Origin of the sequence: Streptomyces sp. NPDC050085 (assembly GCF_044460595.1) — a bacterium.
GTDB lineage: Bacteria > Actinomycetota > Actinomycetes > Streptomycetales > Streptomycetaceae > Streptomyces.
Genome location: NZ_JBITJZ010000009.1, coordinates 1 through 24,377, shown reverse-complemented (window position 1 = coordinate 24,377; position 24,377 = coordinate 1). Strand labels below are relative to the sequence as shown.

The window sequence follows — 24,377 nt, the reverse complement described above, 5'->3', positions numbered from 1 at the left end:
TGCGGACGCGTCGCGCGACCGCCGCATTCTGTTCACCCTTATGTATGGCGGGTGTTGGGAGTTACTGGGAAGTTGCCTGCCATGAGCCGAGCCACCAGCCCCGCCAACGACACCCCCGATGTCGGCATCCCGCCCCGGCTCGCCCGGCGGATGAGCATGCCCGAGCAGCACGAGTACCTCCGTACGAGGTTCAGCAGGCGCCGGGCCCTGAGCGGGGCGGCGGCCTCGGTGGGCGGGGCCGCACTGCTGGGCGGCTCGGCGTCCCCGGTGCACGCGGCGCCCGGGCGGATACGCCGGCCCGCGGTCACCGTGAACGGCTCGCTCGTCGCCCCCTTCGGACGGCACCTCGCCTTCGGCGCCGACCCGAAGACGCAGATGCGGATCTCCTGGCAGGTGCCCTTCGCGGTCAACTCCCCTTATGTGCGGGTGGGGTTGAAGCCCTGGGAGCTGAGCCGGAAGATCGAGGCGGAGGTGCGGGCGCTGCACACGCCGCCCCTGTCGAAGAAGCTCCCGGCGGTGGAGCAGCACTATCTGCACGTGGCGCTGGACGGGCTGCGGCCCGGGACCACGTACTACTACGGCGTCGGCCATGACGGCTTCGACCCGGCGTCGGCCGAGCGCCTGGGCACGCTCGGCACGTTCCGCACCGCTCCCGCCGTCCCGGAGACGTTCGTCTTCACGGCCTTCGGCGACCAGGGAGTCAGCTGTCACGCGCTCGGCAACGACCAGGTGATCCTGGGCCAGAACCCGTCCTTCCACCTGCACGCGGGCGACATCTGTTACGCCGACAGCAGCGGCCAGGGCAAGGAGTCGGACACGTACGACGCCCGCGTGTGGGACCAGTTCCTCGCGCAGACGGAGACGGTCGCGAAGTCGGTGCCGTGGATGGTGACGACCGGCAACCACGACATGGAGGCCTGGTACTCGCCGAACGGCTACGGCGGCCAGAGCGCGCGCTGGTCCCTGCCGGACAACGGCCCCGACCCGGCGAAGGCGCCGGGCGTCTACTCCTTCACGTACGGGAACGTGGGCGTGGTCGCGCTGGACGCGAACGACGTCTCGTACGAGATCCCCGCCAACAGGGGCTACACGGACGGGAAGCAGACCGCGTGGCTCGACCGGCGGCTCGGGGAGCTGCGGGCGCGGGACGACATCGAGTTCGTGGTGGTCTTCTTCCACCACTGTGCGTACTCGACGTCCACGCACGCCTCGGACGGCGGGGTGCGCGACGCGTGGCTGCCGCTCTTCGCCCGGCACCAGGTGGACCTGGTGATCAACGGGCACAACCACGTGTACGAGCGCACGGACGCCATCAGGGGTGGCGGGAACGGAGAGGTCGGCAAGCCGGTGCCGGTCGGCGCGTCGACCGATCCGACGCGCGACGGCATCGTGTACGTCACCGCGGGCGGCGCCGGCAAGGACCTCTACGGCTTCGGGCTCGGCGTGCCGGACAGCTACGAAGGCGACGTGCACGATCGCGACTCGATCGTCACCTTCCACTGGACGAAGTCACGCCTGCCCGACCCTGACACGGTTGAGTGGTCGCGGGTGCGGTACACCGGCTTCTCGTTCCTCGCGGTCGAGGTGGAGAAGGGGCGTATGAAGGTCTCCGCGCTGGCCGAGAGCGGCGAGCGCATCGACTACTTCGAGGTGCGCAGGTCTCAGTAGGCCTGAGTGGGCCTGAGTGGGTCTCAGTGACCGCTCTCGCCGCCGTTGTCCCTGCGGTCCAGCGCTCGCTGGAGGGCGGCGGCGGCGTTCTTCGCGGACTGACGGTCGGTTTCGCTCGACGGGGAGACGTGACGGACTCGGCGGCGGACGGGCGTCGCAGTGGCCATGACGGATCGACTCCTTGAGAATCCTTCGGGAACACGGGATTTCGAGGCGCCGGAAGAGGCGGGGAGCGGGGAGCTGCAGGGGTTGCCTGCCAGGTGCTCCGGCTCACAGCCGCCATTCGCGAGGTAAGCGAGACGTTCGGCTTCTACAAAGTTAGGACAGGTCGCTGCTTCTGTCTCCACAATTACTCGGACTTCCTACTATCTGAGACGCGAGTCACGCCTTCAGCCCCGCGAGACCCCTCTCAGCTCGCGGATCAGGCCGCGCACGGGGGCGGTTCTGGCCAGTTCGGGCGTGGTGACGTAACCGATGGAGCGGACGGGGCGGGCGGGGCCGAGATCAGTGATCTCGACTGTGTGCGGTGCTCCGCGCAGCGAGAGCTCCGGCATGATCGCCATGCCGAGACCGGTGCTCACCATCGAGAGCACTGTTCCGTCGTCCTCCGCCCGGACCGTGGCGCGCGGGATCCAGTCCTGGGCGGCCCACCAGTCACGGGTGTACGACCCGCAGTTCTCCGTCCAGTCGACGAGCGGGAGGGTGCGCGGGGCCGGGTGGCCCACGGGGTGGACGAGGGAGTACGCCTCCTCGGCCAGGACGTCGCCGACGAGCCCCGGCAGCACCGGTGACGTCCCTTCGCCACCGCTCATCGTCGCGATCGCCAGGTCCGCGCGCCCCGCGGCGACCTCGCCCGCCGTGCCCGCGCCGACGTCCCGTACGACGCGGACCTCCGGCTCGATGCCGGGGTGCCGGGCGGTGAGCGCCTCCAGGGCGGGCGGCAGCAGGTGCAGGGCCGCGCTGCGGAAGGCGGCGATGCGCAACGGGCCCTCGACGACGCCCTGTTCGGCCCGCGCCTCGGCGGCCATGAGCGCGAGCAGGCGCAGGACGCGGCGTGCGTGGCCGACGACCCCGGCCCCGGCCTCGGTGGTCCTGGCGCCGGACCTGCCCCGCTCGAAGAGGACCGCGCCGAGCTTGCGCTCGCTGCCCCGTACGGAGTGGGAGACGGCGGACTGGGTCACGCCGAGCACGGCCGCGGCGGCGCCGAAGCCGCCCTCCTCGGCGACGGCGACCAGGATGCGCAGCTCGTGCGGGGCGAGGTCACGGGCCTGCGACACATCGGGCACGACAGGTCTCACCTGCTTCTATGAGGGCCGCTCATGGATGCGGCCGTTGCATGAGCCCAACCCTCTGCCCGGGCCGCGCATTCCTTCCTACGGTCACGGACATGACGCACTCTCCCCGTGGCTCGTCCCACGACATCGCCCTCACCGTGCAGCAGACCTCGCGCCCCAACGGGCCCGCCACCGCCGACCACTTCCGGATCGTGGAGTCGGCCGTGCCCGAGCCCGCGCCCGGTACGGCGCTCGTGGAGAACCTCTACTGGTCCGTCGACCCGTACCACCGCGAAATGATGGACGAGTCGCCGTACGGCTCCTTCGAGCTGGACGCCCCGCTGGAGGGCCGGGCGCTGGGCCGCGTCCTCGCCTCCAGGACGCCCGGCTTCGCGGAGGGCGACATCGTCTTCCACCGGCAGGGCTGGCGGACCCACTCCGTGGTGCGCCCCGAAGAGGCCCGGCACGTCCCGTCGTTCGACGGCATCCCGCTCTCGGCCCATCTGAGCATCCTCGGCGGCACCGGCCTGACCGCGTACGTGGGGCTGACCCGGATCGCCGAACTGCGGCCAGGGCAGGACCTGTTCGTGTCGGCCGCGGCGGGCGGCGTGGGCACGGCGACGGGACGGATCGCGCGGCTGCTCGGCGCAGGCCGGATCGTGGGAAGCGCCGGTTCGGACGCGAAAGCCGCGTACCTGACCGAGCACGTCGGCTACGACGAGGTGTTCAACTACCGGGCGGGCGGAGCGATTTCGGAGCACCTCGCCAAGGCGGCACCCACCGGCATCGACGTCTTCGTCGACAACGTCGGCGGCGAGCACCTCGGTGCGGCCGTCGGGGCGCTGCGCGAGCGCGGCCGGGTGGTGCGGATCGGCACGGTCGGCCAGTACGACACCGCCGCACTCGCGCCGCCGGTCGTCTTCAACCACGCGGACGTGGTGGAGAAGAGCCTGCGCATCGAGGGCTTCCTCGTCTCCCACTACCGCGATGTGCAGGAGGAGTTGTACGCGTTCGCGGTGCCGCACCTGCAGAGCGGGCGGATCGGGCTCGACGAGACGGTGGTGGACGGGTTCGGGAACATCGTCACGGCGTTCCTGGGGATGCTGCGCGGGGAGAACACCGGGAAGATCGTGGTGCGGGCGTGAGTGGCGTGACGTGACCCCGTACTCACTCGCCATTTGAGTACGCACACCGATTCGGCCGCCCGGATTCCGCAGCAGAGTCGGGGTCATGAACGGCCTCTACTCCCTCAAGCCCTGGTACGCGAACCGGCTCGCCGGTGTCCGCGCCGGGTGCGCCGCACGCGGCGTCTCGCCCGACACCCTGACGTGGGCGGGCGTGGCATGCGGCGCGGCGGCGGGCGCCGCGCTCGCGTTCCTGCCCGCGCCGTACGCCGCGCTGCCGGTGGCGGTGCTGCTCGCGGCGCGGCTCGGCTTCGCCAACCTGGACGGCGCCCTGGCCCGGGACACGGGCCGCACGACGCGCCGCGGCGCCGTCCTCAACGAACTCGGCGACCGCGCCGCCGACTTGGCGGTCATCGCCGGGTTCTGCGCCCTGGCCCCGCTGTGGCTGGTGGCGACGGCGGCGCTCGCGGCGACCCTGCCGTCCTGGGTCGCGCTCGCGGGCGCGGCGGCGGGCGCCCCGCGCCGCAACGGGGGCCCGGTCGGCAAGACGGAGCGCTGCCTGCTGGTGGTGGTCGCGGCGGCGTCGGCCTGGTACGTGCCGGTGCTCGTGGTCGTCGCGGCGGGGTCCGCGCTGACGGCGCTGGTCCGACTGCGCTGGATCTGGCGGGATTTGGGGACCACGGGGACCACGGAGACCACGGAGGTCGTGCGATGAGCGCCGTGTTCCTCGCCGCGGAGGCGGCGACGCGGGCGCTGCCGGTCGTCGGCGGGGTGCTCGGCGCCGGAGGTGTGGCCGTGGCGGCACTGCCCGCGCGGGTGCGGATGCGGGCCGAGTTGCGCAAGCGGTGGCGGAGTTGGGCGGTGGCGGCGCCGCTGTTCCTCGGGGCGTTCCTCGTGGGGCGGGCCGGGGCGTTCGTCCTGGCGGCCGGGCTCGGGGTCGTCGCGGTGGCCGAGTACGCGCGGCTGGCCCGGCTCGGCCGGGGCGAGCAGGCCGTGCTGCTCGCGGCGGCGGTGGCGGTGCCGGCCCTGGCGTGGGCGGCTCCGGGGACGGACGCGCTGCGGGCGGCCGGGGCGCTGTTCGGGGCGGCGGTCGTGGTGGCCGTGGTCAGGGGTGACGCGTCCGGCGGCTTCACGCGGGCGTGCCGCACGCTCTTCGGGCTCGTCTGGATCCCGGTGGCCCTGGCCGGGCTCGTTCTCCTCGATGCGGACACGGCCCTCGCCGTCGGGATCGCGGTGGCCTTCGGGGACGTGGGCGCGTGGTGCGGCGGCACGGCCCTGGGCCGCCGCGGGCCACTCGCCCGCCCGCTGTCGCCGCTGTCCCCCCACAAGACGTGGGCCGGAGTGGTGGGCGCGGCGGCGGCAACGGCCGGTGCGCTGGCGGCAGTTGGACAGTTCTCCGCCGTGTTGTGGGGTGCGGTCCTGGCCGGGGGCGTGCTCGGGGACCTGGTCGAGTCGATGGTGAAGCGGGAGGCGGGCGTCAAGGACGCGGGCAGCTGGCTCCCCGGCTTCGGCGGCCTCCTGGACCGGATCGACTCGCTGCTTGTGGCGTTGCTGCTGGTGATGGTGGCGGGGGTGGGGATGTGAGCGGGGGCGGGAATGTGAGCGGGAAGCATCTCGGAGCCGGAGGACCGGACACCGCGGCGCGCGATCAGCGCCCCCAGGGGCGCGCGACCACCCCGCTCGGGCGGCCCACCACGGCCGCCCGCCTGCGCAAGGCGCTGTGGCGAACCGTTCTCACCCTGACCGGCGGCATCGAGACCCGGGGCCGGCTCCCCCGCGGCGGCTGCGTGGTCGTGGCCAACCACACCTCCCACGCCGACACGGCCGCCCTGCTCGCGGGCCTTGACGCACGGCACACCCCGCGGATCGGCGCCGCGGCCGACTACTGGTTCGCGTCACGACGACGGGCCCGCATCTGCCGCAGGCTCGCCGCCGGGTTCCCCGTCCGCCGCAGCGGCGGCGGCATGGACGATCTGCTGGCCCACGTCCCCGCCCTGCGCGCGGGCGGCACGGTCGTGCTGTTCCCGGAGGGCACGCGGGGCCGTGACGGCGCGCTCGGCTCGTTCCACCGCGGCGCCCTGGTGCTCGCCGAGCACGCCGGGGTGCCCGTCGTGCCGGTCGGGATCGCGGGCACGGACCGGCTGCTGCCCAAGCACGGCAGGCTGCGGCCGTCCCTCGTCCGGGTCCGGATCGGCGCCGCCCTGCCGCCGGCCGCGACGCCCGACGAGGCCCGCTCCGCAGTGGCCGCGCTCCATGACCGTACGGTCGCCGAACCGCTCGCCGACTCCCCCGTCCGCAAGCGGATCGCACGGCTCGTCGGCTCGCGGTGGGGGCTGCCGATCGCGTTCGCGTGGGCGTTCGCGGAGGCGCTGAGCTGGCCGCTGATGCCGGAGCTGCTGCTCGCGGTCGCCTGCGTGGCGATGCCGCGGCGCGCGCTCAAACTGTCCTTCGCCGCACTCGCGGGCAGCCTGGCCGGTGGCCTGCTGGCCCTGCAACTCGCCGCGTCAGGCGTCCAGTTGCCCGCGCCGCTCACCACGGACCGGATGCGCGCCGAGGTCCGGCACGAGCTCGCCGTCGAGGGCGGATCGGCCGTGCGCCACCAGCCGTGGAACGGCATCCCGTTCAAGGTGTACGCGCATGAGGCGGGCCGCGCGGACGTCCCGCCCGGCGACTTCCTCGCGGCCGCGGCCCGCGCCCGGGGCGTGCGCACCCTCGCCGTCGGTCTCGCCTTCGGCGCGTTCGGCTTCCTCGCGCACCGGATGCGGCGCCGGTACGGGCTGTATCTGACGCTGCTCGGGGCCGGGTTCGCGGCGGGACTCTCGATGATCGTGGCGGGGTGGGCGTAACCGCCGGCGCACCTCCCGCACATCGCCCACGAGTTCATCCCCATGACCACAGGCCTGCCGCCGGCGCCCCGGACGCACCACCCGTGACCGCTGAACTCCCCTGTCACAACGGGGAGTTGACGCACCGCACCGATGCGACACCAATGGACCTCAGAGCCGGCCGGGCCACGGTGACCCGGCCGGACCCCTGGGGAGGTCCGCCATGAGTTCGACCGCGCGTCCCACCACGCGTCCCACCATGCGTGCGATCAGCCAGCGCCGCCTCGGCGGACCCGAGGTCCTCGGCGTCGTGGAGGTGGAGCGGCCCGTGCCGGGCGAGGGCGAGGTGCTGGTCCGCGTGCACGCGGCGGGCGTGAACCCCGTCGACCGCATGGCCCGCAGCGGTGCCGCCCCGGTCTTCGGCGACCCGCCCTTCACGCTCGGCCGGGACATCTCGGGCGTCGTCGAGGAGGCGGGCCGCGACGTGTCCGAACTCCGGCCGGGCGACGAGGTGTTCGGCATGATCCGCGGCGGCGGCTACGCGGAGTACGCCGTCGTCCGCGTCGACCACGTGGCGCCGAAGCCGTCCTCCGTCGACCACGTCCACGCGGCGGCGGTCCCCGTGGCCGCGCTGACCTCTTGGCAGGCGCTCGTCGACCTCGCGCAGATCGGTCCGGCCCGCCGGGTGCTGGTGCACGCCGCGGCGGGCGGCGTGGGCCACATCGCCGTACAGACAGCCAAGGCCGAGGGCGCGTACGTCATCGGCACCGCCCGCGCGGACCGGCACGAGTTCCTGCGCGACCTCGGCGTCGACGAGCCGCTCGACTACACGACGACGGACTTCGCGCAGACCGTGCGGGACATCGACGTCGCCCTCGACCTGATCGGCGGCGAGTACGGTCCGCGCACCCTGGCCACGCTGCGCCCCGGCGGCATCCTGGTCTCCGCGGTCCTCGCCGACCTCGGCGTCACCCCGCAGGACGCCGAGGCCCGCGGCGTCCGCTTCACCCCGGTCGCCGTGCGGCCCTCGGGCGCCACGCTGCGCAAGGTCGCGGCCCTGATGGCGTCGGGCCGGATCCGCCCGCACGTCTCGGCGGTCCTGCCGCTGGAGGAGGCGGGCAAGGCGCACGAGCTGGGGGCGGCGGGCCGGACCCAGGGGAAGATCGTGCTCACGGTGAGCTGACGCCCAGGCGCTGCCGCAGGGACCCCAGCTCCTCGCCGCTCAGTCCGGCCCCCGACAAGTACCCCGCGGCGTCGAACCCGCTCGCGGCCCGGACCGCCGCCGAGTACGCGGTGAGGCCGGCCCCGGCGAGGCCCGCGGCGAGCTCGGGGCCGTCGTCCTCGCGGCCGCGGGCCGCGTGCATGGCGGCGACCCGCGGGACGCTCAACTCGTAGTCCCCGGCGATCTGTTCGGGGCTCGCCCCGGCCAGGGAGAGCAGCACCAGCGAGACGATGCCGGTGCGGTCGCGCCCGGCCGAGCAGTGGAAGGCGACACCGCCGGCCGGGGCCGTGGCCACGGCGCGGGCCACCGCGGCGACCCGCTCCGGGAACTGCGCGAGGAACGGCCGGTAGTAGACGGGCGTGCCGAACTCCCAGCCGCCCCACCACTTGTCCCAGAACTCCCGGCCGCCCGGGGCGTCGAGGCCGTCGAGCGGCACCCGCACCGTGGTCAGACCGGTAGGACGCGGCGCCGCGTCCTGCCCGTACTCGTCCGGGTTGCGCAGGTCGACGACGGTCGAGATGCCGTACGCGGACAGGTCCTGCCAGCCGCGCGCGGTGAGCTTGTCGAGGCCGTCGGCCCGCACCAGCGCGCCGCGCCGCACGGAGCCGAGTCCGCCCAGGTCACGTACGTTGAAACAGCCGTCCCAGGTCAACTGACGGTCACCGCTCGTCGTGATCGTGGTCATGACGGCATCCCATCACCACCCGCGTCCGGGCATGACACCGCCCCCGGGCCGGGGTGGGGCCCAGGACCGGGGGCGGGGTTCAGGGGGCGGGTCAGCCCATGTGCGGGTACGTGTAGTCGGTCGGCGGGACCAGCGTCTCCTTGATGGCGCGGGTCAGCGTCCAGCGCGACAGGTTCTGCGGGGCACCGGCCTTGTCGTTCGTACCGGAGGCACGGCCGCCGCCGAAGGGCTGCTGGCCGACGACGGCACCGGTCGACTTGTCGTTGATGTAGAAGTTGCCCGCGGCGTAGCGGAGCTTCTCCATCGTGTGCGCGGCGGCGGCGCGGTCGTTGGAGATGACCGAACCCGTCAGCGCGTAGTCCGACACCGACTCCATCTGCTCGAGCATGGCGTCGTACTGGTCGGCCGAGCTGTCGTCGTACACGTACACGGCGAGGATCGGGCCGAAGTACTCGGTCGTGAAGACCTCGTTGGCCGGGTCCGTGCACTCGATGACCGTCGGGCGCACGAAGTAGCCGGTGGAGTCGTCGTACGTGCCGCCCGCGACGATCGTGCAGGAGTCGTCCGCCTTGGCGCGGTCGATCGCGGCCTTGTTCTTGGCGAAGGAGCGCTCGTCGATGACGGCGCCGATGAAGTTCGACAGGTCGGTGACGTCACCCATGGTGATGCCGTCGACCTCGGCCGCGAACTCCTCCTTGAAGCCGTCGTTCCAGATGGACGCCGGAACGTAGGCGCGCGAGGAGGCGGAGCACTTCTGGCCCTGGAACTCGAAGGAGCCGCGGGTCAGGGCCGTCTTGAGGACGGCGCGGTCGGCGCTCGGGTGGGCGACGACGAAGTCCTTGCCGCCGGTCTCGCCGACGAGGCGCGGGTAGGTGCGGTACTTCTCGATGTTCGTACCGACGGTCTTCCACAGGTGCTGGAAGGTCTTGGTCGAACCGGTGAAGTGGATACCGGCGAGGTCGCGGTGGTTGAGGGCGACCTCCGAGACGGCGAGGCCGTCACCCGTCACCAGGTTGATGACGCCCTTGGGCAGACCGGCCTCTTCCAGGAGCTGCATGAGCAGCACGGCGGCGTGCGTCTGCGTCGGGGACGGCTTCCACACCACGACGTTGCCCATGAGGGCGGGGGCGGTGGGCAGGTTGCCCGCGATGGCCGTGAAGTTGAACGGCGTGATCGCGTAGACGAAGCCCTCGAGCGGGCGGTGGTCCATGCGGTTCCACACGCCCGTGGAGTTGGCCGGCGGCTGCTCGGCGAGCAGGCCCCGGGCGTAGTGCACGTTGAAGCGCCAGAAGTCGACGAGCTCGCACGGGGTGTCGATCTCGGCCTGCTGGGCGGTCTTCGACTGGCCGAGCATCGTCGAGGCGGCCAGCGTCTCGCGCCACGTGGTGGAGAGCAGCTCGGCGGCGCGCAGGATGATCGCGGCGCGGTCGTCGAAGGACATCGCGCGCCAGGCGGGGGCGGCGGCCAGGGCGGCGTCGACCGCGTCCTGGGCGTCCTGCTGCGTGGCGTTGGCGTACGTACCGATGACGGCCTTGTGGTTGTGCGGCTGGACGACGTCGAAGCGGTCGCCGCCACCCATCCGCTTGACGCCGCCGATGGTGCACGGCAGGTCGATCGGGTTCTCGGCCAGCTCCTTGAGCTTGGCCTCCAGGCGGGCGCGCTCCGGGGAACCGGGGGCGTAACCGTGCACCGGCTCGTTGACCGGGGCGGGGACCTGGGTCACGGCGTCCAGCGTCATGGGTCCGTATCTCCTTCGGGGGGTCGGGGAGTTATCGGTTGAGCAAGCGTGGGGGCAGTGTGCGGGCTCAGTCCTTGGTGAGGATCGAGCGCGCGAAGAAGAGCAGGTTGGCGGGCTTCTCCGCGAGGCGGCGCATGAAGTATCCGTACCAGTCCGTGCCGTACGCGGTGTAGACACGCATCCGGTGGCCCTCGGCGGCGAGCCGCAGGTGCTCGTCGCTGCGGATCCCGTACAGCATCTGGAACTCGTACTCGTCGAGCTTGCGTCCGGCGCGGCGGCCGAGCTCCTGCGCGATGGAGATCAGGCGCGGGTCGTGGGACCCGATCATCGGGTACCCGGAGCCCTCCATGAGGATCCGCATGATCCGCACGTACGCCTTGTCGATCTCGGCCTTGTCCTGGTACGCGACCTCGGCGGGCTCCTTGTAGGCGCCCTTGACGATGCGCACGCGCGAGCCGTTCCCGGCGAGGCGGCGGGCGTCGTCCTCGGTGCGGAAGAGGTAGGCCTGGATGACGCAGCCGGTCTGCGGGAAGTCCTTCCGCAGCTCCTCGTGGATGGCGAACATCGAGTCGAGGGTGGTGTGGTCCTCGGCGTCGAGCGTGACGGTGGTGCCGATCTCGGCGGCGGCCTCGACGACCGGGCGGACATTGCTCAGGGCGAGCTCGTGGCCGCCGTCCAGCGCCTGGCCGAACATGGAGAGCTTCACGGACATCTCGGCGCGGGTGCCGAGGCCGAGCTCCTTGAGGCGGCCGATCAGCTCGAGGTAGGCGTCGCGGGCGGCGTGCGACTGCTCGACGGTGGTGATGTCCTCGCCGACGACGTCGAGGGTGACCTCGAGTCCCTTGGCGGCGGCGTCCTCGATGACCGGCACGACCTGGTCGACGCTCTCACCGGCGATGAACCGGTCGACGACCTGCTTGGTACCCGGAGCCGCCGACACGAACGAGCGCATCTTGTCGCTGCGCGACGCGGCAAGGATCAGGGGAGCCAGCACGGGGCACCTCCAGCAGGAGCAGGAATTGCGGACAGGCCGAATCGCCGCAAAGCGGGAACGGCACGGGGAACCACCGTGAAATCTAAGGATCCCTCCGATCCTGTGCCATCGACAGCTGTCACGCATCTGTGGCCGCCACCTCAGACATCTGTATGAAGGAACGCGTGGGGTGCGCGAGAATGGCGGGGTGAAGGGCGACTACCAGGACCTGGTCGACGAGATCTCGGCGCTGCTCGGCGCCCCCGCGACCTTGGAGAACCGCGATTTCCGGCTGATCGCGTTCGGTGCGCAGGTCAGCGACGCGGACGCGGACAGCGACTTCGACGCGTCCACCCTCGACCCGGTGCGCACCCGCTCGATCCTCACGCGCGGCTCGACCCCGGCCGTGCGCGCCTGGTTCGAGGGCTTCGGCATCGCCCGCGCGACGCAGCCGGTGCGCATCCCGGCGACCCCCGAGGCCGGGGTCTTCCGCGGCCGCATCTGCGTACCCGTGCGCCACCGGGGCATCGTCCTCGGCTACGTATGGCTGCTCGACGACGATCCCGGCCCTACGCAGGCCCAGCTGGCCGCGGCGATGGAGGTGGCGGGGCGGATCGGTGCGCAGCTCGCGGACGAGGCGCAGGCGGGGGCCGACCTCACCCGGGAGTTCCACTCGGTGCTCACGGCGGAGCGCGGCTGGCAGCGCGACATGGCGGTGGCCGCGCTGCGCACCGCGCTCGGCTCGCGCGCGGACGGCCTGCACACGGTGGTCTGCGTGGCGCCCTGGCCGTCGGCCGACCCGGACGGCGTCTCCGGGGCGTCGGTCCGTTCGATCCCGGCGGCGGACGCCCTGTGCACCGTGCCCTGGGGGGTGACGGGCCAGTGCCTGGCGCTGCTTGTCCGGCTGCGGTCGCCGGAGGTGCTGACCCCGGCACTCACGGCGGCGGCGAAGCTGCGGGCGCGGGCCGGGGCCGACGGGGTGGCCGCGGGCATCGGCGCGCCGCGCTCCGACCTCGCGGAGCTCGCGGGGGCCTGGCAGGAGGCGACGGCCGCGGCCCGCACGGCTCTGGCCGATCCGCGCCTCGGCCCCGACACGCAGTGGTCGGCGATCGGCCCGTACCGCCTCCTCACGGCGCTGCCCGCGGAGGCCGCCCACGATCCGGCGGTGGCCCCGCTCCTCGCCCCGGCCCACCGCCAACTCGCCCGCACCGCCGAGGTGTTCCTCGACTGCGCGGGCCAGGCGGGCCGCACGGCAGCGGCCCTCGGCATCCACCGCCAGACCCTGTACTACCGCCTGTCGCGCGTGGAGCAGCTCACGGGCCTCGACCTGGACGAGGGCGAGGACCGGCTGCTGCTGCACATGGCGCTCAAGGCATCAGCCCTGTGATGCGGACTCCATCAACTGCCGCAGTCCCGTGGTGAGTTCGTCCGCACTCGGCGAGAACTCGGGGTCGAAGGTGTGCTGCGAGATGAGGCCGAGCACCAGGACCGAGAAGAACTTGCCGAGCGTGTCCACGCTCGGGTCGTCGGCGGGCGGCTCCTCGCCCATGACCAGGCCGATGAAGCCACGCCCGGCCTCCCGCTGAGCCGCTGACATGTGCGCGCGCAGGCCCGGCAGCTTGTCCCCCATCGACACCAGCTCCACACTCAGGTGCCAGATGGAGTCGGGCCGGCCGAGCGTGCCGATGATGCCCGACATCACGGCGTGGAAGCGCTCCAACGAGCCCGGGGCGCCCGGCAGTTCACCGACCTCGCCCCACCCTTCGGACGCCCCTTCGGCGAGTGACACGTAGGCCTGCGCGAGCAGCGCGTCCTTCGATCCGTAGTGGTAGCCGATGGACGCCAGATTCGTCCCCGACTCCTTGACGATGTCGCGCGCGGTCGTGCGCACGAACCCCTTCTCCAGAAGGCAGCGCTTGGCGCCTTCGAGCAGATCCTCGCGATGTCCCATGCCCGCACCCTACCCAGGTTCCAAACAGATGTCTTACACACTCGTTCTAGACAAGCGTTTAAGACGGCCGTATGGTTCCTGTCATGACGAACTCGCCGAGCACCACCACGACTCCCAACTCCCGTGCGGGGCGCAGGGAATGGACCGCCATGGGCGTCCTGATGCTGCCGCTGCTCCTCGTCTCCATGGACGTCTCGGTCCTCTACTTCGCGATCCCGGCGATCAGCGCCGACCTCGCCCCGAGCGGCACCCAGCAGCTGTGGATCTTCGACATCTACGCGTTCGTGCTCGCCGGCCTGCTGATGACGATGGGCTCGCTCGGCGACCGGATAGGGCGCCGCAAGCTCCTGATGATCGGCGCACTCGCCTTCGGTACGGCGTCGGTCTGCGCCGCGTACGCGAACAGTGCGGAGATGCTCATCGCCGCCCGCGCGGTCCTCGGGATCGGCGGCGCCACGCTGATGCCCTCGACGATGGCGCTGATCCGGAACATGTTCCACGACGCGGGGCAGCGCGCGAAGGCCATCGCCATCTGGTCCGCCGTGATGACCGGCGGCGTCGCCTTCGGGTCGGTGCTCAGCGGCGTCCTCGTCGAGCACTTCTGGTGGGGCTCGGTCTTCCTCGTCAACATCCCCGCCATGGTGCTGCTCCTGGTCCTCGCCCCGGTCCTGCTCCCGGAGTTCAAGGACCCCGAGCCCGGCCGCTTCGACCTGCTGAGCGTCCCGCTGTCGATGGCCGCCGTGCTCCCGCTCGTCTACGGCATCAAGGAGATCCCCTCGGAGGGCTTTGCCCCCCAGTACGTCGTCTCGCTCGCCGTCGGACTCGTCTTCTCGGTGCTCTTCGTCCGCCGCCAGCGCACGATCGCGTCACCGCTGATCTCCCCCGACCTGTTCAAGCACCGCGGCTTCGGCCCGGCGGTCGCCCTCAACCTCATCTCGGCCTTCGCGATGATGGGTTCGGCGTACTTCACCACGCAGTACCTGCAGGCGGTCCTCGGCAAGAGCGCCCTGGAGGCGGCCCTGTGGGCACTGCTGCCCACCGTCCTCATCGGCTTCGCGGCTCCCGTCGCCACGGTCCTCGTCCAGCGCGGAGTGCACCGCGCCACCGTCGTCGCGCTCGGCTTCCTGACCAGCGCCTGCGGATACGCCCTGCTGATCCTCACCGGCACCGACTCCCTGTGGATCGCCCTCGCCGGGGCGGGAGTGCTGGCCTCCGGCGCGGTCATCATCGGCTCCCAGCTGACCGACCTGGCCCTCGGCGCGGCCCCCGCGGAGAAGGCAGGGGCGGCGTCGTCCCTCCTGGAGACCGGGCAGGAGTTCGGCGGTGCGCTCGGCATGGCGGTGCTCGGCTCGATCGGCACCGCGGTCTACCGCCACGACCTGGCCGGAGCCCCCGACGAGGCCCGCGAGACCCTGGGCGGAGCGCTCGCGGTGGCCCAGCGGATGCCGGGCCGGGCGGGCGAGACCCTGCTCGCCACGGCCCGCGAGGCCTTCACCGGCGGGATGCACGCGGCGGCCGTCGCGGGGGTGGTCATCCTGATCGGGGCGGCGCTGCTGGCGAAGCGGGGGCTCAAGTCCTCGTAGGGCCACGGGCGCCAGGCGGGGCTGTGTCAGCAGCGGCTCCACCGCGGGGCCCGCGCCACCAACGAACCGGCCGCGGTCGCGACTGCTCACCCATCGAGCAGCCGCGACTGCGGCCTTTCAGCACATCCGCACGACCCGGTGGGCAAAGGACGCCACCACATCCATGTCGTGGCAGACGAACAGGTAACCGAGCCCCAACTCCCTTTGCAGACAGGCCAACAGGTCCAGCACCCCGGATCGCACGGTGGGGTCGAGCCCCGACACCGGCTCGTCGAGGACCAGCACCTCGGGGTCACCGGCGAGCGCCCGGGCGATCCCCACCCGCTGACACTGCCCACCGGACAACTCCCCCGGCCGCCGCCCGCCCAGCGCGGGATCGAGCCCGACCTGCCGCAGCAGTTCATCGACCCGCGCCGGCCCGCGGGCCGCGTCCCACCTCCCCTGGACGCGCAGGGGCTCGGCCACCGCGTCCCTAACCCGCTGCCGAGGGCTGAGCGAGCCGGACGCATCCTGGAAGACGGGCTGGATCCGGGGCCGCAGAGCCCGCAACTCCCGCTCCCCGAGCCCGAGAAGCTCGCGGCCCGCGAACCGCACCGACCCGGACGCGGCGGGCCGCAACCGCAACACCGCCTCCGCCGTCGACGACTTCCCCGCACCGGAGGGCCCGACCAGCGCGACGGTCTCCCCGCGTCCCACGTCGAAGGAGATCCCGTCGACCGCGACAACGGGCGCGTCACCCCGCCGCCGGCCCGGATACACGACCCTCAAGTCCCGTACGGACAGAACCGGTTCGCCCCCGTCCGGCATCGGATCCCGCGGCCTGCGGCGCACCGCCGCCACGAGTTCCCCGGTGTACGGGGCCGAGGGCGCCGCGAGTACGGACGCCGCGGGGCCGGACTCCTGCACCCGCCCGTCCCGCAGCACGGTCACCCGGTCCGCGTACCGCTCGACCAGCGACAGATCGTGGGTGATCAGCAGCAGCGCCGCCCCGGCCGCGGCCCGCTGCTCGGTGAGCACGTCCAGGACCTGCTCCTGGACGCACGGGTCGAGCGCGGTGGTGGGTTCGTCGGCGACGAGCAGCCGGGGCCGGTGCAGGGTGGCCATCGCGATGACGGCGCGCTGGCGCATGCCGCCCGAGAACTCGTGCGGGTGGGCACGGGCCCGTCGCGCGGCGTCGGGGATGCCGACGGCGTCGAGGGCGGCGACCGCCGCGGCCCGCGCCTCCTTGCGCCCGAATCCGCGCAACGACCGTACGGACGCGGCCAGTTGATCCCCGACGGGATGCACGGGCGACAGGACCGACAGTGCGTCCTGCGGTACGAACCCGATCTCGCGGCCCCACAGGCCCCGCCGCGCGGACCGCCCGAGCGCCTGCCCGATCTCGCGCCCGGCGAACCGTATGCCACCGCTCACCTCGGCCCCGTGCGGCAGCATCCCGAGCACGGCGCGCGCGGTCAGTGTCTTGCCCGCTCCGGACTCGCCGACGAGCGCGTGCGCCTCACCGGCGGCGATGTCCAGGTCCACACCGCGCACGGGAGCGGGGACGGCGCCGGGCAGGCTGATGGTCAGGTCCCGTACGCAGAGCACGGGTTCGGCAGTTTCACACGGCACGCGGTGATCCTTCGCTCACAGGGCGGCCGGCGGCCCGGCGGGGCCGCGCCCGCACCCCGCCCAGGAAGGACGGAGAAGACGGAGAAGACGGAGAAGACGGAGAAGACGGAGAAGACGGAGAAGACGGAGAAGACGGAGAAGAGGGAGAACACAGCGAAGACAGCGACACGGCGAGACCCGCCAGCGCGGCCAGCGCGAGGGCCGGGGCGAGGGCCGCCCATGGTGCCCGTTCCAGATAGGCACGGGACTCGTCGAGCAGCAGCCCCCACTCGGGCGCGGGCGCCTGCGCCCCGAGACCGAGGAAACCGAGGGACGCGAGGGCGAGAGCGACGCCCGGCAGCCGCAGCACCGCGTGCCGCGCGACGGGCCCGGCGACCGCGGGCAGCACATGCCGCCCGAGAATCCGCCCGCGCCCGGCCCCCAACGCCCGCTGGACCACGAGGAATCGGGATGCGCGCACCTCGCCGACCAGCGTCGCGGCATGCGCGGCCAGGGGCGGCCAGGAGGTGAGCGCCACGGCGAGCGCCGCCCCTGCGGCGCTCGGCCCCACTGCGCCCGCGACGAGGATGCCGACCACGACCGGCGGCAGGGCGTTCGCGATGTCCGCGAGGCCCGCCGAGAGGACGGGCAGGAAGCCGAGCGCGAGCCCGACGACCGCACTCACCGCGGTGACGGCGGCTGCCGTGCCGATCGTGGCGGCGGCCCCGTGCCCGAGCCGGGCGAGCACATCGCGGCCGAGGCCGTCGGCGCCGAGCGGATGAGCGGCGGACGGCGCGGCGAGCCGGGCGGCGGTGTCCACGGTGTACGGATCGCGCAGCAGCCCCCATCCGACGAGACCGAGCAGCAGCACCCCGAGGAACAACGGCACGACCAGGCGCCGCCGGGACGGCGGCGCCAAGGGCGCCGCACGCGAGGGGAGTTGAGCGTCGCGCAGACCGGGTCCGAGCAGCCTGCGCCGCACCGCGTGCGCCACCGCACCGGCCACCAGACCGAGCGCGAGCAGCACCAGCACACACGCCTGGAGCAGCGGCACGTCCTGCGACGTGGCGGCGCCGAGAGCCGTCCGCCCGATCCCGGGAATCGCGAACACGGTCTCGACGGCAACCGCGCCGCCCGCCAACCCCACGGTCACGAACCCGAGTTGGGGCACGATGGCCGGCATCGCCCGCCGCAGTCCGGCGCCCGCGATCCGCCACGAGGAAACCCCCGAGGCCCGCCACAGCTCGGCCCACCGCTCGGCGAACGCCCCGGGCAGCGCGTCCGTCACCAGCCGCCCGAGCAGCCCGCCCGCCGGTACGCCCATGGCGAGCGCGGGCAGCACCATGTCCACGGGACCCGTCCACCCGGAGGTCGGCAGCAGGCCGAGCCAGACCCCGAGCACCATCAACCCGACCGTGGCCAGCAGGAATTCGGGCACGGACGCGAGCATCGCCGCCCCGGCGCCGCCGCTGCCGCGCCCGGCCGACGTGCCGCGCGCTCCCCGCACCACGGTCCGCGCACACAGCACAGTGGCGAGCACCAGCGCCACGAGCAGCGACGCCCCCATCAGGGCCAGGGAGGCGGTCACCGCCGCCAGGACACCCGGCCCGACCCCGGCCCCGGACACCCACGACGTACCGAGATCGCCGTGCGTCAACCCGCCCAGCCAGTGGCCGAGTTGAGCAAGAGGGCCGGCCCCGAGCCCGAGGTCGCCGCGGATCGCGGCCAGCGCCTCGGGCGTCGCCTCCTGTTCGGCGGAGCGCGCCCGCAGTACGCTCAGCGCCGGGTCCTTCCCGGACAGCCAGGGCAGCAGCCCCACCGCAACCACCACGGCGACGAGGGCGAGCACCCGGCTGGCCAGGGCGACGGCAGCGGGGCCGCGCCCCTGAACTCGTATCACCAGAGCCTCACTTCACGTACGTGTCGATGCTGATCAGCTCCCGCTCGCGCGGGTCCTTCACCGAGCCGACGACGCCCGTCGCGTCCCCCTGGATCACGCGCTCGTGCAGCATCGGGATCACCGCGTCGGTCCGTAGCACCGCGGCCTCGGCGGCGACGACCGCCCTGCGCCGCGCGTCCCCGACCGGCGTCTCACCGGCCCGGTCGAGCGCGGTGTCGACTGCGGCGTCCGCCAGCTGTGCGAGGTTGAAGGAGCCGTCGGAGGCGAAGTCGCTGTAGAGGTACGCGGCCGGGTCGCCGGAGTCGAGGACCGTGGCCCGCGACAGCACGAACGCGTCGAACTTCCCCGCGAGCGCGTCGGCCTCGATGGCGGCGTACTCCCGGATCTCGAGGCCGACCCTGAACCCCGCCTTCTGGAGCTGCTGCTGCAACACAGCGGCGACTTCGGGCAGTTCGGCCCGGTCCGTGAAGGTCCCGATGGTGATCTCCGCGCCCTTGGGGTCTCCTGCCGCGGCCCGTCCGCCGATCTCGCCACGCAGCGCTGCAGCCCAGGGCAGTGCGGGCCCGAGCAGCCCGTCCGCGGTGTCGGCCCGGCCCTCGTACACGTCCCGCACGATCGGTCCGGCGTCGACGGCCGCACGCGCGGCGGCCCGCAGCGCCGGGTCCCGGAAGGGCCCCGACTCCGTATTCAGGTAAAGGGTGTTGGTGCGCGGCATCGGCACCTCGGCGATCTGCTCCTCGTCGAGGAGCGGGGCCTGTGCGACGGGGATCGCCTCGACGACGTCGGCGGCACCACTGCGCAGCGCGGCCGCGCGGGCGGTGCCGTCGGGTATGTACGTCACGTCGATCCCGGCGGCCCTGGCCCGGCCGCCCCAGTAGGCGTCGTAGCGGTCGAGGGTCGCGAAGCTGGTTCCGCCCGAGTCGGTCAGCACGAAGGGCCCGGTCCCGGCACCGACCGGATCCACCGTCTTCTTGCCGTACGCCGAGGCCGCGAGGATCGACAGCTGCGGCGAGGACAGCCGCTGCGGGACGAGCGGGTCCGCCTGCGCGGTGCTGATCCGCACGGTCTCACCGTCGGTCCGCACCGTGAGGTCGACGCCGTCCAGGATGCGCGGCTTGGGCGAGGCACCGGCCGCGCGCTCCAGGGAGCGGACGACGTCCCGGGCCGTGAGGCGGGTGCCGTCGTGGAAGGTGACGCCCGGGCGGAGGGTGAAGATCCAGGTCCTGCCTTCCTGCCGCCAGCCGGTCGCCAGCATCGGCTGCGCGTTCCCCTCGGCGTCGAGGCGTACGAGCGTCTCGGCGGTCGACCAGCGGGCGAGTTTGAACGCGTCGTCGCTGAGCGGCGAGAGCCCGGAGCGGGGCGGCTGCATCATCGCGACACGGATGCGCTTGTCGCCGCCGCCCCCTTTCTCCACGGGGGCGAAACAGCCGGCGAGGAGCGGCGCGGCAAGGGTTGCCGCCAGCACGCTGCGGCGGCGCGGGGCACGAGCGACGGAGCGGAGAAGAGGCACGGGGCGTCCAAGCAATAGGCAGGCAAAGTATCGAGGTCAGCAAAGTAGCAGACGATAATCATTTTCAACAATGCTCCATGGACCCCCGCGCACGGGGCGTGCCAGGATGGGCACGTGGCACAGACATTCGGTACGCCGTTCATCGGCCGGGAGGGCGAACTCGCCCGGCTCACCGGCGTGCTGGAGCGGGCCGCGGCCGGCGATCCGCGCGCCGTCCTGATCGCCGGGGACGCGGGCGTCGGCAAGACCCGCGTGCTGACGGAGGCCGCGGCGCACGCCGCCGCCCTCGGCGCGAAGGTCCTGACCGGCCACTGCGTGGACCTCGGAGACGTGGGCCTGCCGTACCTCCCGTTCACGGAGATCCTCGGCGCGGCGGCCGCCGACGAGCGGCTCGCCCCGGCCTTCGCCGCGTACCCCGCGGTGGACCGCCTGATCGGCTCGGGCTCGGCAGCCGCCACCGACCCCGGTTCCCGGCTCCAGCTCTTCGAGGGCGTCGCGGGCCTCCTCTCCGACCTCACCGAGGCCGCTCCGCTGCTGCTGGTGATCGAGGACCTGCACTGGGCGGACCAGTCGTCGCGCGACCTGCTCCGCTTCCTGCTCAGCCGGGGCGGACTCTCCCGCCGCCTCGCCGTGTTCGCCTCGTACCGCACGGACGACCTGCACCGCCGCCACCCGCTGCGGCCGCTGCTCGCCGAGCTGATCCGGCTGCCCTCCGTCGACCGGCTCGAGCTGCGCCCGCTGGCCGACGCGGACGTGGCCCGGCTCGTCCGCGCACTGCGCACGGGCCCGGTCCCGGACAGCACGGTCCGCGACATCGTCGACCGGGCGGAGGGAAACGCGTTCTACGCCGAGGAGTTGCTCGCCGCGCTGCCCGGCGACGACGGCACCGCCATGCCCAGCGGCCTGGCCGACGTCCTGCTCATCCGGATCGAGCAGCTCAGCGAGACCGCCCAGCAGGTGCTGCGCACGGCGGCCGTCGCGGGCCGCCGTGTCGGACACGACCTGCTGCGGGACGCCGTCCAACTCCCGGAAGAAGAGCTGGAGTCGGCGCTGCGCGAAGCCGTCGGCCACCAACTGCTGCTGCCGGACGACGACGCGACGTACTCGTTCCGGCACGCCCTGACCCGCGAGGCCGTGTACGCCGACCTGTTGCCCGGCGAGCGGGTCCGGCTGCACCGCCTCTTCGCCGGGCTCCTCGCGGGCGAGCGCCGCTCCGCGGAGAGCGCGGCGGAGCGCGCCCACCACTCGCGCGAGAGCCACGACCTGGGCGACGCGCTTGCGGCCTCCCTCGAAGCCGCCGACCACGCCCGCCGCGTCGGCGCCCCCGCCGAGGAGCTGCACCATCTGGAGACCGCGCTCGAACTGTGGGACGTGGCAGACCCCTCGGCCCGCCCCGAGAGCAGCGACCCGGTCACCCTCGCCCTGCGCGCCTCGGCCGCCGCCGCCCGGGCCGGCGAGCCCCACCGCGCGGTCCAACTCACCCGCTCCGCGCTCGCCCAGGCCGGCTCGGACGCCGACTCCGAACTCGCCGCGCGGGTGCGCTACACCCTCGCGGGCAACCTGATGCGGATCGACAATCTGCAGGCCGCGTTCACGTACAGCAGCGAGGCGCTCGCCCTGATCCCGGCCGAGCCGCCCTCGCACACCTGGGTGTGGGCGGCCGCGACCTTCGTCATGGCGTCCCGGTACGTGGGGAGCGACGAGGACGCCGAGCGGGTCGGCCGGCAGGCCGTCGTCGTCGCCGAGCGGCTCGGACTCGGCGACGCCCAGGCCGACCTGGTGGTCTCGCTCGTCGGCATGGAGCCGCACAACAGGCGTACCGCACAGGGCCGCGAGCGCCTGCTCATGGCCCGCGACCTGGCCCGCTCCGCGGGGAACATCCCGGTGGAGATGCGCGCGCTCTACAACCTCGCCATAGGGTGCTACGAGTCGAGCGACCTGGACGAGTGCCTGACCTGGATCGGCGACGGCCTCGACCGCGCCCGCCACGCCGGTCTCCTCTCCTCGCCGTACGCACTGGAGCTGCGCTACCTGCAGTCCGTACTCCTCTACACGCTGGGCCGCTGGGACGAGTGCGCGCGAGCGGCCGCCGCCGACGCCGAACTCCTCCCGGCCGCGGGCGGGTTCGCGACCGCGCCCGCGCTGTACGTCGCCCTCGCACGCGGCGAGCAGGACGCGGCCGTCGCCGGGGCCCGCGCCCTGCTCGACGGGCCCGCGGACTGGATGGCGACGCTCGTCGCGAGCGTCGTACTGATCGACGCGGCGGCGCTGCGCGGCGACGCCGAGGGCTGCGTGGCACAGCTGCGCACCTCCGTGGACACGCTCTCGGACGGCCTGGGCGTCGAGCGGCCCGACGCCGTGGTCCGGCTCGCCGCGCTCACCCTGGCGGTCGTCGCGGACGCGGCGGAGGAGTGCCGACTGTCCGGGGACGCGCCGGGCGTCGAGCGCTGGGCGGGCATCGCCGCCGAGCTGGTGGAGCTGGCCCGGGGCCCGGCGGCCCGCGGCGAGGACGGTACGCGGCAGGGGCCCGAGGGCCTCGCCTGGCTGGCCCGCGCCGAGGCGGAGGCGGTGCGTGCCGCCACCGGGCCCGACGTCGCCGCCTGGGAGCGGGCCGTGACGGCGTTCGGCTACGGCGAGCCGTACGAACTGGCGCGCTGCCAACGGCGGTTGGCCGAGGCGCTGCTCACCGCCGACCGCCGGGACGAGGCCGCCGCCGCGGCATTCGCGGCCCGGGACACCGCCGTACGCCTTGGCGCCGTGCCGCTGCGCGACGCGCTGGACGCCCTGGTCCGCCGGGGCCGGCTCGCCGACGTACCGGCCGCCGGTGAGCGCATCGCCGCGCTCACCGCCCGGGAGAGCGACGTGCTGCGGCTGCTCGGCCGCGGGCGCACGAACCGCCAGATCGGCGAGGAGCTGTTCATCAGCGGCAAGACGGCGAGCGTCCACGTGTCGAACATCCTGGCCAAGCTGGGCGCCGCGAGCCGCACCGAGGCCGTGGGCATCGCCTACCGCGAGGGCCTGATCGAGCCGGAGACCAGCGCTTTCGGCCTCTGAGGCTCGACGCACGAGAACGCACGAGGGCCGGGTCACCCGCGGGTGACCCGGCCCTCAGCAGCTACAAGACGAGCCCGCTCAGGTGAGGTTGACCGAACGCGCCGAGGTCGCGCCGATCTCCGAGGCCACCTCGTTCAGCACGCCCTGCGGCACGGTGTCGTCGACGGTGAGGACCGCAAGGGCCTCGCCGCCCACGTCCGCCCGCGCGACCTGCATGCCGCCGATGTTGATCCCGGCCTCGCCGAGGACGCGGCCCACGGTGCCGACGACGCCCGGACGGTCCTCGTAGCGCAGCACGACCATGTGGTCGGCGAGCGCCAGGTCCACGTCGTACTCGCCGACGGCGACGATCTTCTGCAGGTGCTTGGGACCGGCCAGCGTGCCGGAGACCGAGACCTCCTGGCCGTCGCTGAGGGTGCCGCGCACGGTGACCACGTTGCGGTGGTCGGGCGACTCGCTCGACGTGGTCAGGCGGACCTCGACGCCGCGCTCCTGCGCGAACAGCGGCGCGTTCACGTAGCTCACCGTCTCGTCGACGACGTCCTCGAACACGCCCTTCAGCGCGGAGAGTTCGAGCACCTTCACGTCGTGCTGGGTGATCTCGCCGTACACCTCGACGTCGAGGCGGACCGCGACCTCGCCCGCGAGCGCGGTGAAGATCCGGCCCAGGCGCTCGGCCAGCGGCAGACCCGGCTTGACGTCCTCGGCGATGACGCCGCCCTGCACGTTCACCGCGTCCGGCACGAGCTCGCCGGAGAGCGCCAGGCGCACCGACTTGGCGACGGCGACACCGGCCTTCTCCTGCGCCTCGTCCGTGGAGGCACCCAGGTGCGGGGTGCAGACGACCTGGTCGAACTGGAACAGCGGGGAGTCCGTGCAGGGCTCCTTCGCGTACACGTCCAGACCGGCGCCCGCGACGCGGCCTTCCTTGAGCGCCGAGTAGAGCGCCTCTTCGTCGACGATGCCGCCGCGCGCGGCGTTGACGATGCGCACGGTCGGCTTGACCTTGTGCAGCGCCTCGTCGCCGATGAGCCCCAGCGTCTCGGGGGTCTTGGGCAGGTGCACGGTGATGAAGTCCGAGACCTCGAGCAGCTCGTCGAGGGAGAGGACCTTGACGCCCATCTGCGCGGCCCGCGCGGGCTGGACGTACGGGTCGTACGCGACGACCTTCATGCCGAAGGCGCTCATGCGCTGGGCGACGAGAGCACCGATGCGGCCGAGGCCGACGACACCGAGGGTCTTCTCGGCGAGCTCAACTCCCGTGTACTTGCTGCGCTTCC

19 protein-coding genes are annotated in these 24,377 nt (G+C 73.3%); 9 read left to right on the top strand and 10 right to left on the bottom strand.

Features of this window, described 5'->3' with window-relative positions:
• Window positions 1-81: 81 nt before the first annotated feature.
• Complete coding sequence (locus ACIBUY_RS29365) at window positions 82-1,668, top strand: purple acid phosphatase family protein (protein ID WP_399154233.1); 1,587 nt, start codon at window positions 82-84, stop codon at window positions 1,666-1,668.
• A gap of 23 nt (window positions 1,669-1,691) precedes the next feature.
• On the opposite strand, the gene ACIBUY_RS29360 is transcribed toward ACIBUY_RS29365, so the two are convergent.
• Complete coding sequence (locus ACIBUY_RS29360) at window positions 1,692-1,835, bottom strand: hypothetical protein (protein ID WP_365572883.1); 144 nt, start codon at window positions 1,833-1,835, stop codon at window positions 1,692-1,694.
• 222 nt (window positions 1,836-2,057) lie between these two features.
• On the bottom strand, window positions 2,058-2,954 hold the full coding sequence (locus ACIBUY_RS29355; protein WP_365572886.1) for a LysR family transcriptional regulator: 897 nt from the start codon (window positions 2,952-2,954) through the stop codon (window positions 2,058-2,060).
• A gap of 101 nt (window positions 2,955-3,055) precedes the next feature.
• Here ACIBUY_RS29355 and ACIBUY_RS29350 point away from each other — a divergent pair, with 101 nt between their 5' ends.
• From ACIBUY_RS29350 to ACIBUY_RS29330, 5 genes are all read left to right on the top strand, one after another.
• Entirely contained in the window at window positions 3,056-4,087 is a 1,032-nt protein-coding gene (locus tag ACIBUY_RS29350) for an NADP-dependent oxidoreductase (RefSeq protein ID WP_365572889.1), read from the top strand.
• An 85-nt stretch (window positions 4,088-4,172) separates the two neighbouring features.
• Window positions 4,173-4,781, top strand: a complete 609-nt coding sequence (locus ACIBUY_RS29345) for a CDP-alcohol phosphatidyltransferase family protein (RefSeq protein WP_399154232.1) — start codon at window positions 4,173-4,175, stop codon at window positions 4,779-4,781.
• Window positions 4,778-5,650: a phosphatidate cytidylyltransferase gene (locus ACIBUY_RS29340; protein WP_399154231.1), complete on the top strand. Its 873-nt coding sequence runs from the start codon at window positions 4,778-4,780 to the stop codon at window positions 5,648-5,650. The genes ACIBUY_RS29345 and ACIBUY_RS29340 overlap by 4 nt, the downstream gene beginning before the upstream one ends.
• Window positions 5,651-5,664: 14 nt before the next feature.
• Complete coding sequence (locus ACIBUY_RS29335; protein WP_399154230.1) at window positions 5,665-6,912, top strand: lysophospholipid acyltransferase family protein; 1,248 nt, start codon at window positions 5,665-5,667, stop codon at window positions 6,910-6,912.
• Between the two features lie 202 nt (window positions 6,913-7,114).
• Window positions 7,115-8,074 carry an NADP-dependent oxidoreductase gene (locus ACIBUY_RS29330; protein WP_365572901.1) on the top strand — a complete coding sequence of 320 codons (960 nt, stop codon included), beginning with the start codon at window positions 7,115-7,117 and terminating at the stop codon, window positions 8,072-8,074.
• Here the strand turns inward: ACIBUY_RS29330 and ACIBUY_RS29325 are convergent.
• From ACIBUY_RS29325 to ACIBUY_RS29315, 3 genes are all read right to left on the bottom strand, one after another.
• The gene (locus tag ACIBUY_RS29325) at window positions 8,061-8,798 is read right to left on the bottom strand and encodes a tyrosine-protein phosphatase (protein ID WP_399154229.1); all 738 of its coding nucleotides are present in this window, start codon (window positions 8,796-8,798) and stop codon (window positions 8,061-8,063) included. The genes ACIBUY_RS29330 and ACIBUY_RS29325 overlap by 14 nt on opposite strands.
• A 91-nt stretch (window positions 8,799-8,889) precedes the next feature.
• A complete protein-coding gene (gene pruA / locus ACIBUY_RS29320; RefSeq protein WP_365572946.1) occupies window positions 8,890-10,530 on the bottom strand; it encodes an L-glutamate gamma-semialdehyde dehydrogenase in 1,641 nt (546 codons plus the stop codon).
• 73 nt (window positions 10,531-10,603) lie between these two features.
• Window positions 10,604-11,530: a proline dehydrogenase family protein gene (locus ACIBUY_RS29315; RefSeq protein WP_365572907.1), complete on the bottom strand. Its 927-nt coding sequence runs from the start codon at window positions 11,528-11,530 to the stop codon at window positions 10,604-10,606.
• A gap of 169 nt (window positions 11,531-11,699) precedes the next feature.
• Here ACIBUY_RS29315 and ACIBUY_RS29310 point away from each other — a divergent pair, with 169 nt between their 5' ends.
• Window positions 11,700-12,896 (top strand): helix-turn-helix domain-containing protein, encoded by a 1,197-nt coding sequence (locus tag ACIBUY_RS29310; protein WP_365572910.1) that lies wholly within the window; start codon window positions 11,700-11,702, stop codon window positions 12,894-12,896.
• On the opposite strand, the gene ACIBUY_RS29305 is transcribed toward ACIBUY_RS29310, so the two are convergent.
• Window positions 12,885-13,460, bottom strand: a complete 576-nt coding sequence (locus ACIBUY_RS29305; RefSeq protein WP_365572913.1) for a TetR/AcrR family transcriptional regulator — start codon at window positions 13,458-13,460, stop codon at window positions 12,885-12,887. The genes ACIBUY_RS29310 and ACIBUY_RS29305 overlap by 12 nt on opposite strands.
• Before the next feature lie 83 nt (window positions 13,461-13,543).
• On the opposite strand from ACIBUY_RS29305, the gene ACIBUY_RS29300 reads away from it, so the two are divergent.
• Window positions 13,544-15,043, top strand: a complete 1,500-nt coding sequence (locus ACIBUY_RS29300; RefSeq protein ID WP_365572916.1) for an MFS transporter — start codon at window positions 13,544-13,546, stop codon at window positions 15,041-15,043.
• A gap of 117 nt (window positions 15,044-15,160) precedes the next feature.
• Here ACIBUY_RS29300 and ACIBUY_RS29295 read toward each other — a convergent pair whose 3' ends face one another.
• Genes ACIBUY_RS29295 through ACIBUY_RS29285 form a run of 3 tightly spaced genes read right to left on the bottom strand, consistent with a single transcriptional unit; the run spans window position 15,161 to window position 20,043 of the window.
• Window positions 15,161-16,654, bottom strand: coding sequence for an ABC transporter ATP-binding protein (locus ACIBUY_RS29295; protein WP_365572919.1), 1,494 nt, complete (start codon window positions 16,652-16,654; stop codon window positions 15,161-15,163).
• Window positions 16,644-18,530, bottom strand: a complete 1,887-nt coding sequence (locus tag ACIBUY_RS29290; RefSeq protein ID WP_399154320.1) for an ABC transporter permease subunit — start codon at window positions 18,528-18,530, stop codon at window positions 16,644-16,646. The genes ACIBUY_RS29295 and ACIBUY_RS29290 overlap by 11 nt, the downstream gene beginning before the upstream one ends.
• 10 nt (window positions 18,531-18,540) lie before the next feature.
• Window positions 18,541-20,043 carry an ABC transporter substrate-binding protein gene (locus ACIBUY_RS29285; protein WP_399154228.1) on the bottom strand — a complete coding sequence of 501 codons (1,503 nt, stop codon included), beginning with the start codon at window positions 20,041-20,043 and terminating at the stop codon, window positions 18,541-18,543.
• A 114-nt stretch (window positions 20,044-20,157) separates the two neighbouring features.
• Here ACIBUY_RS29285 and ACIBUY_RS29280 point away from each other — a divergent pair, with 114 nt between their 5' ends.
• Window positions 20,158-23,097, top strand: coding sequence for an AAA family ATPase (locus ACIBUY_RS29280; protein ID WP_399154227.1), 2,940 nt, complete (start codon window positions 20,158-20,160; stop codon window positions 23,095-23,097).
• Between the two features lie 78 nt (window positions 23,098-23,175).
• Here ACIBUY_RS29280 and serA read toward each other — a convergent pair.
• Window positions 23,176-24,377 (bottom strand): phosphoglycerate dehydrogenase (gene serA, locus ACIBUY_RS29275; protein WP_399154226.1); only part of this gene is annotated, 1,202 nt, incomplete at its 5' end.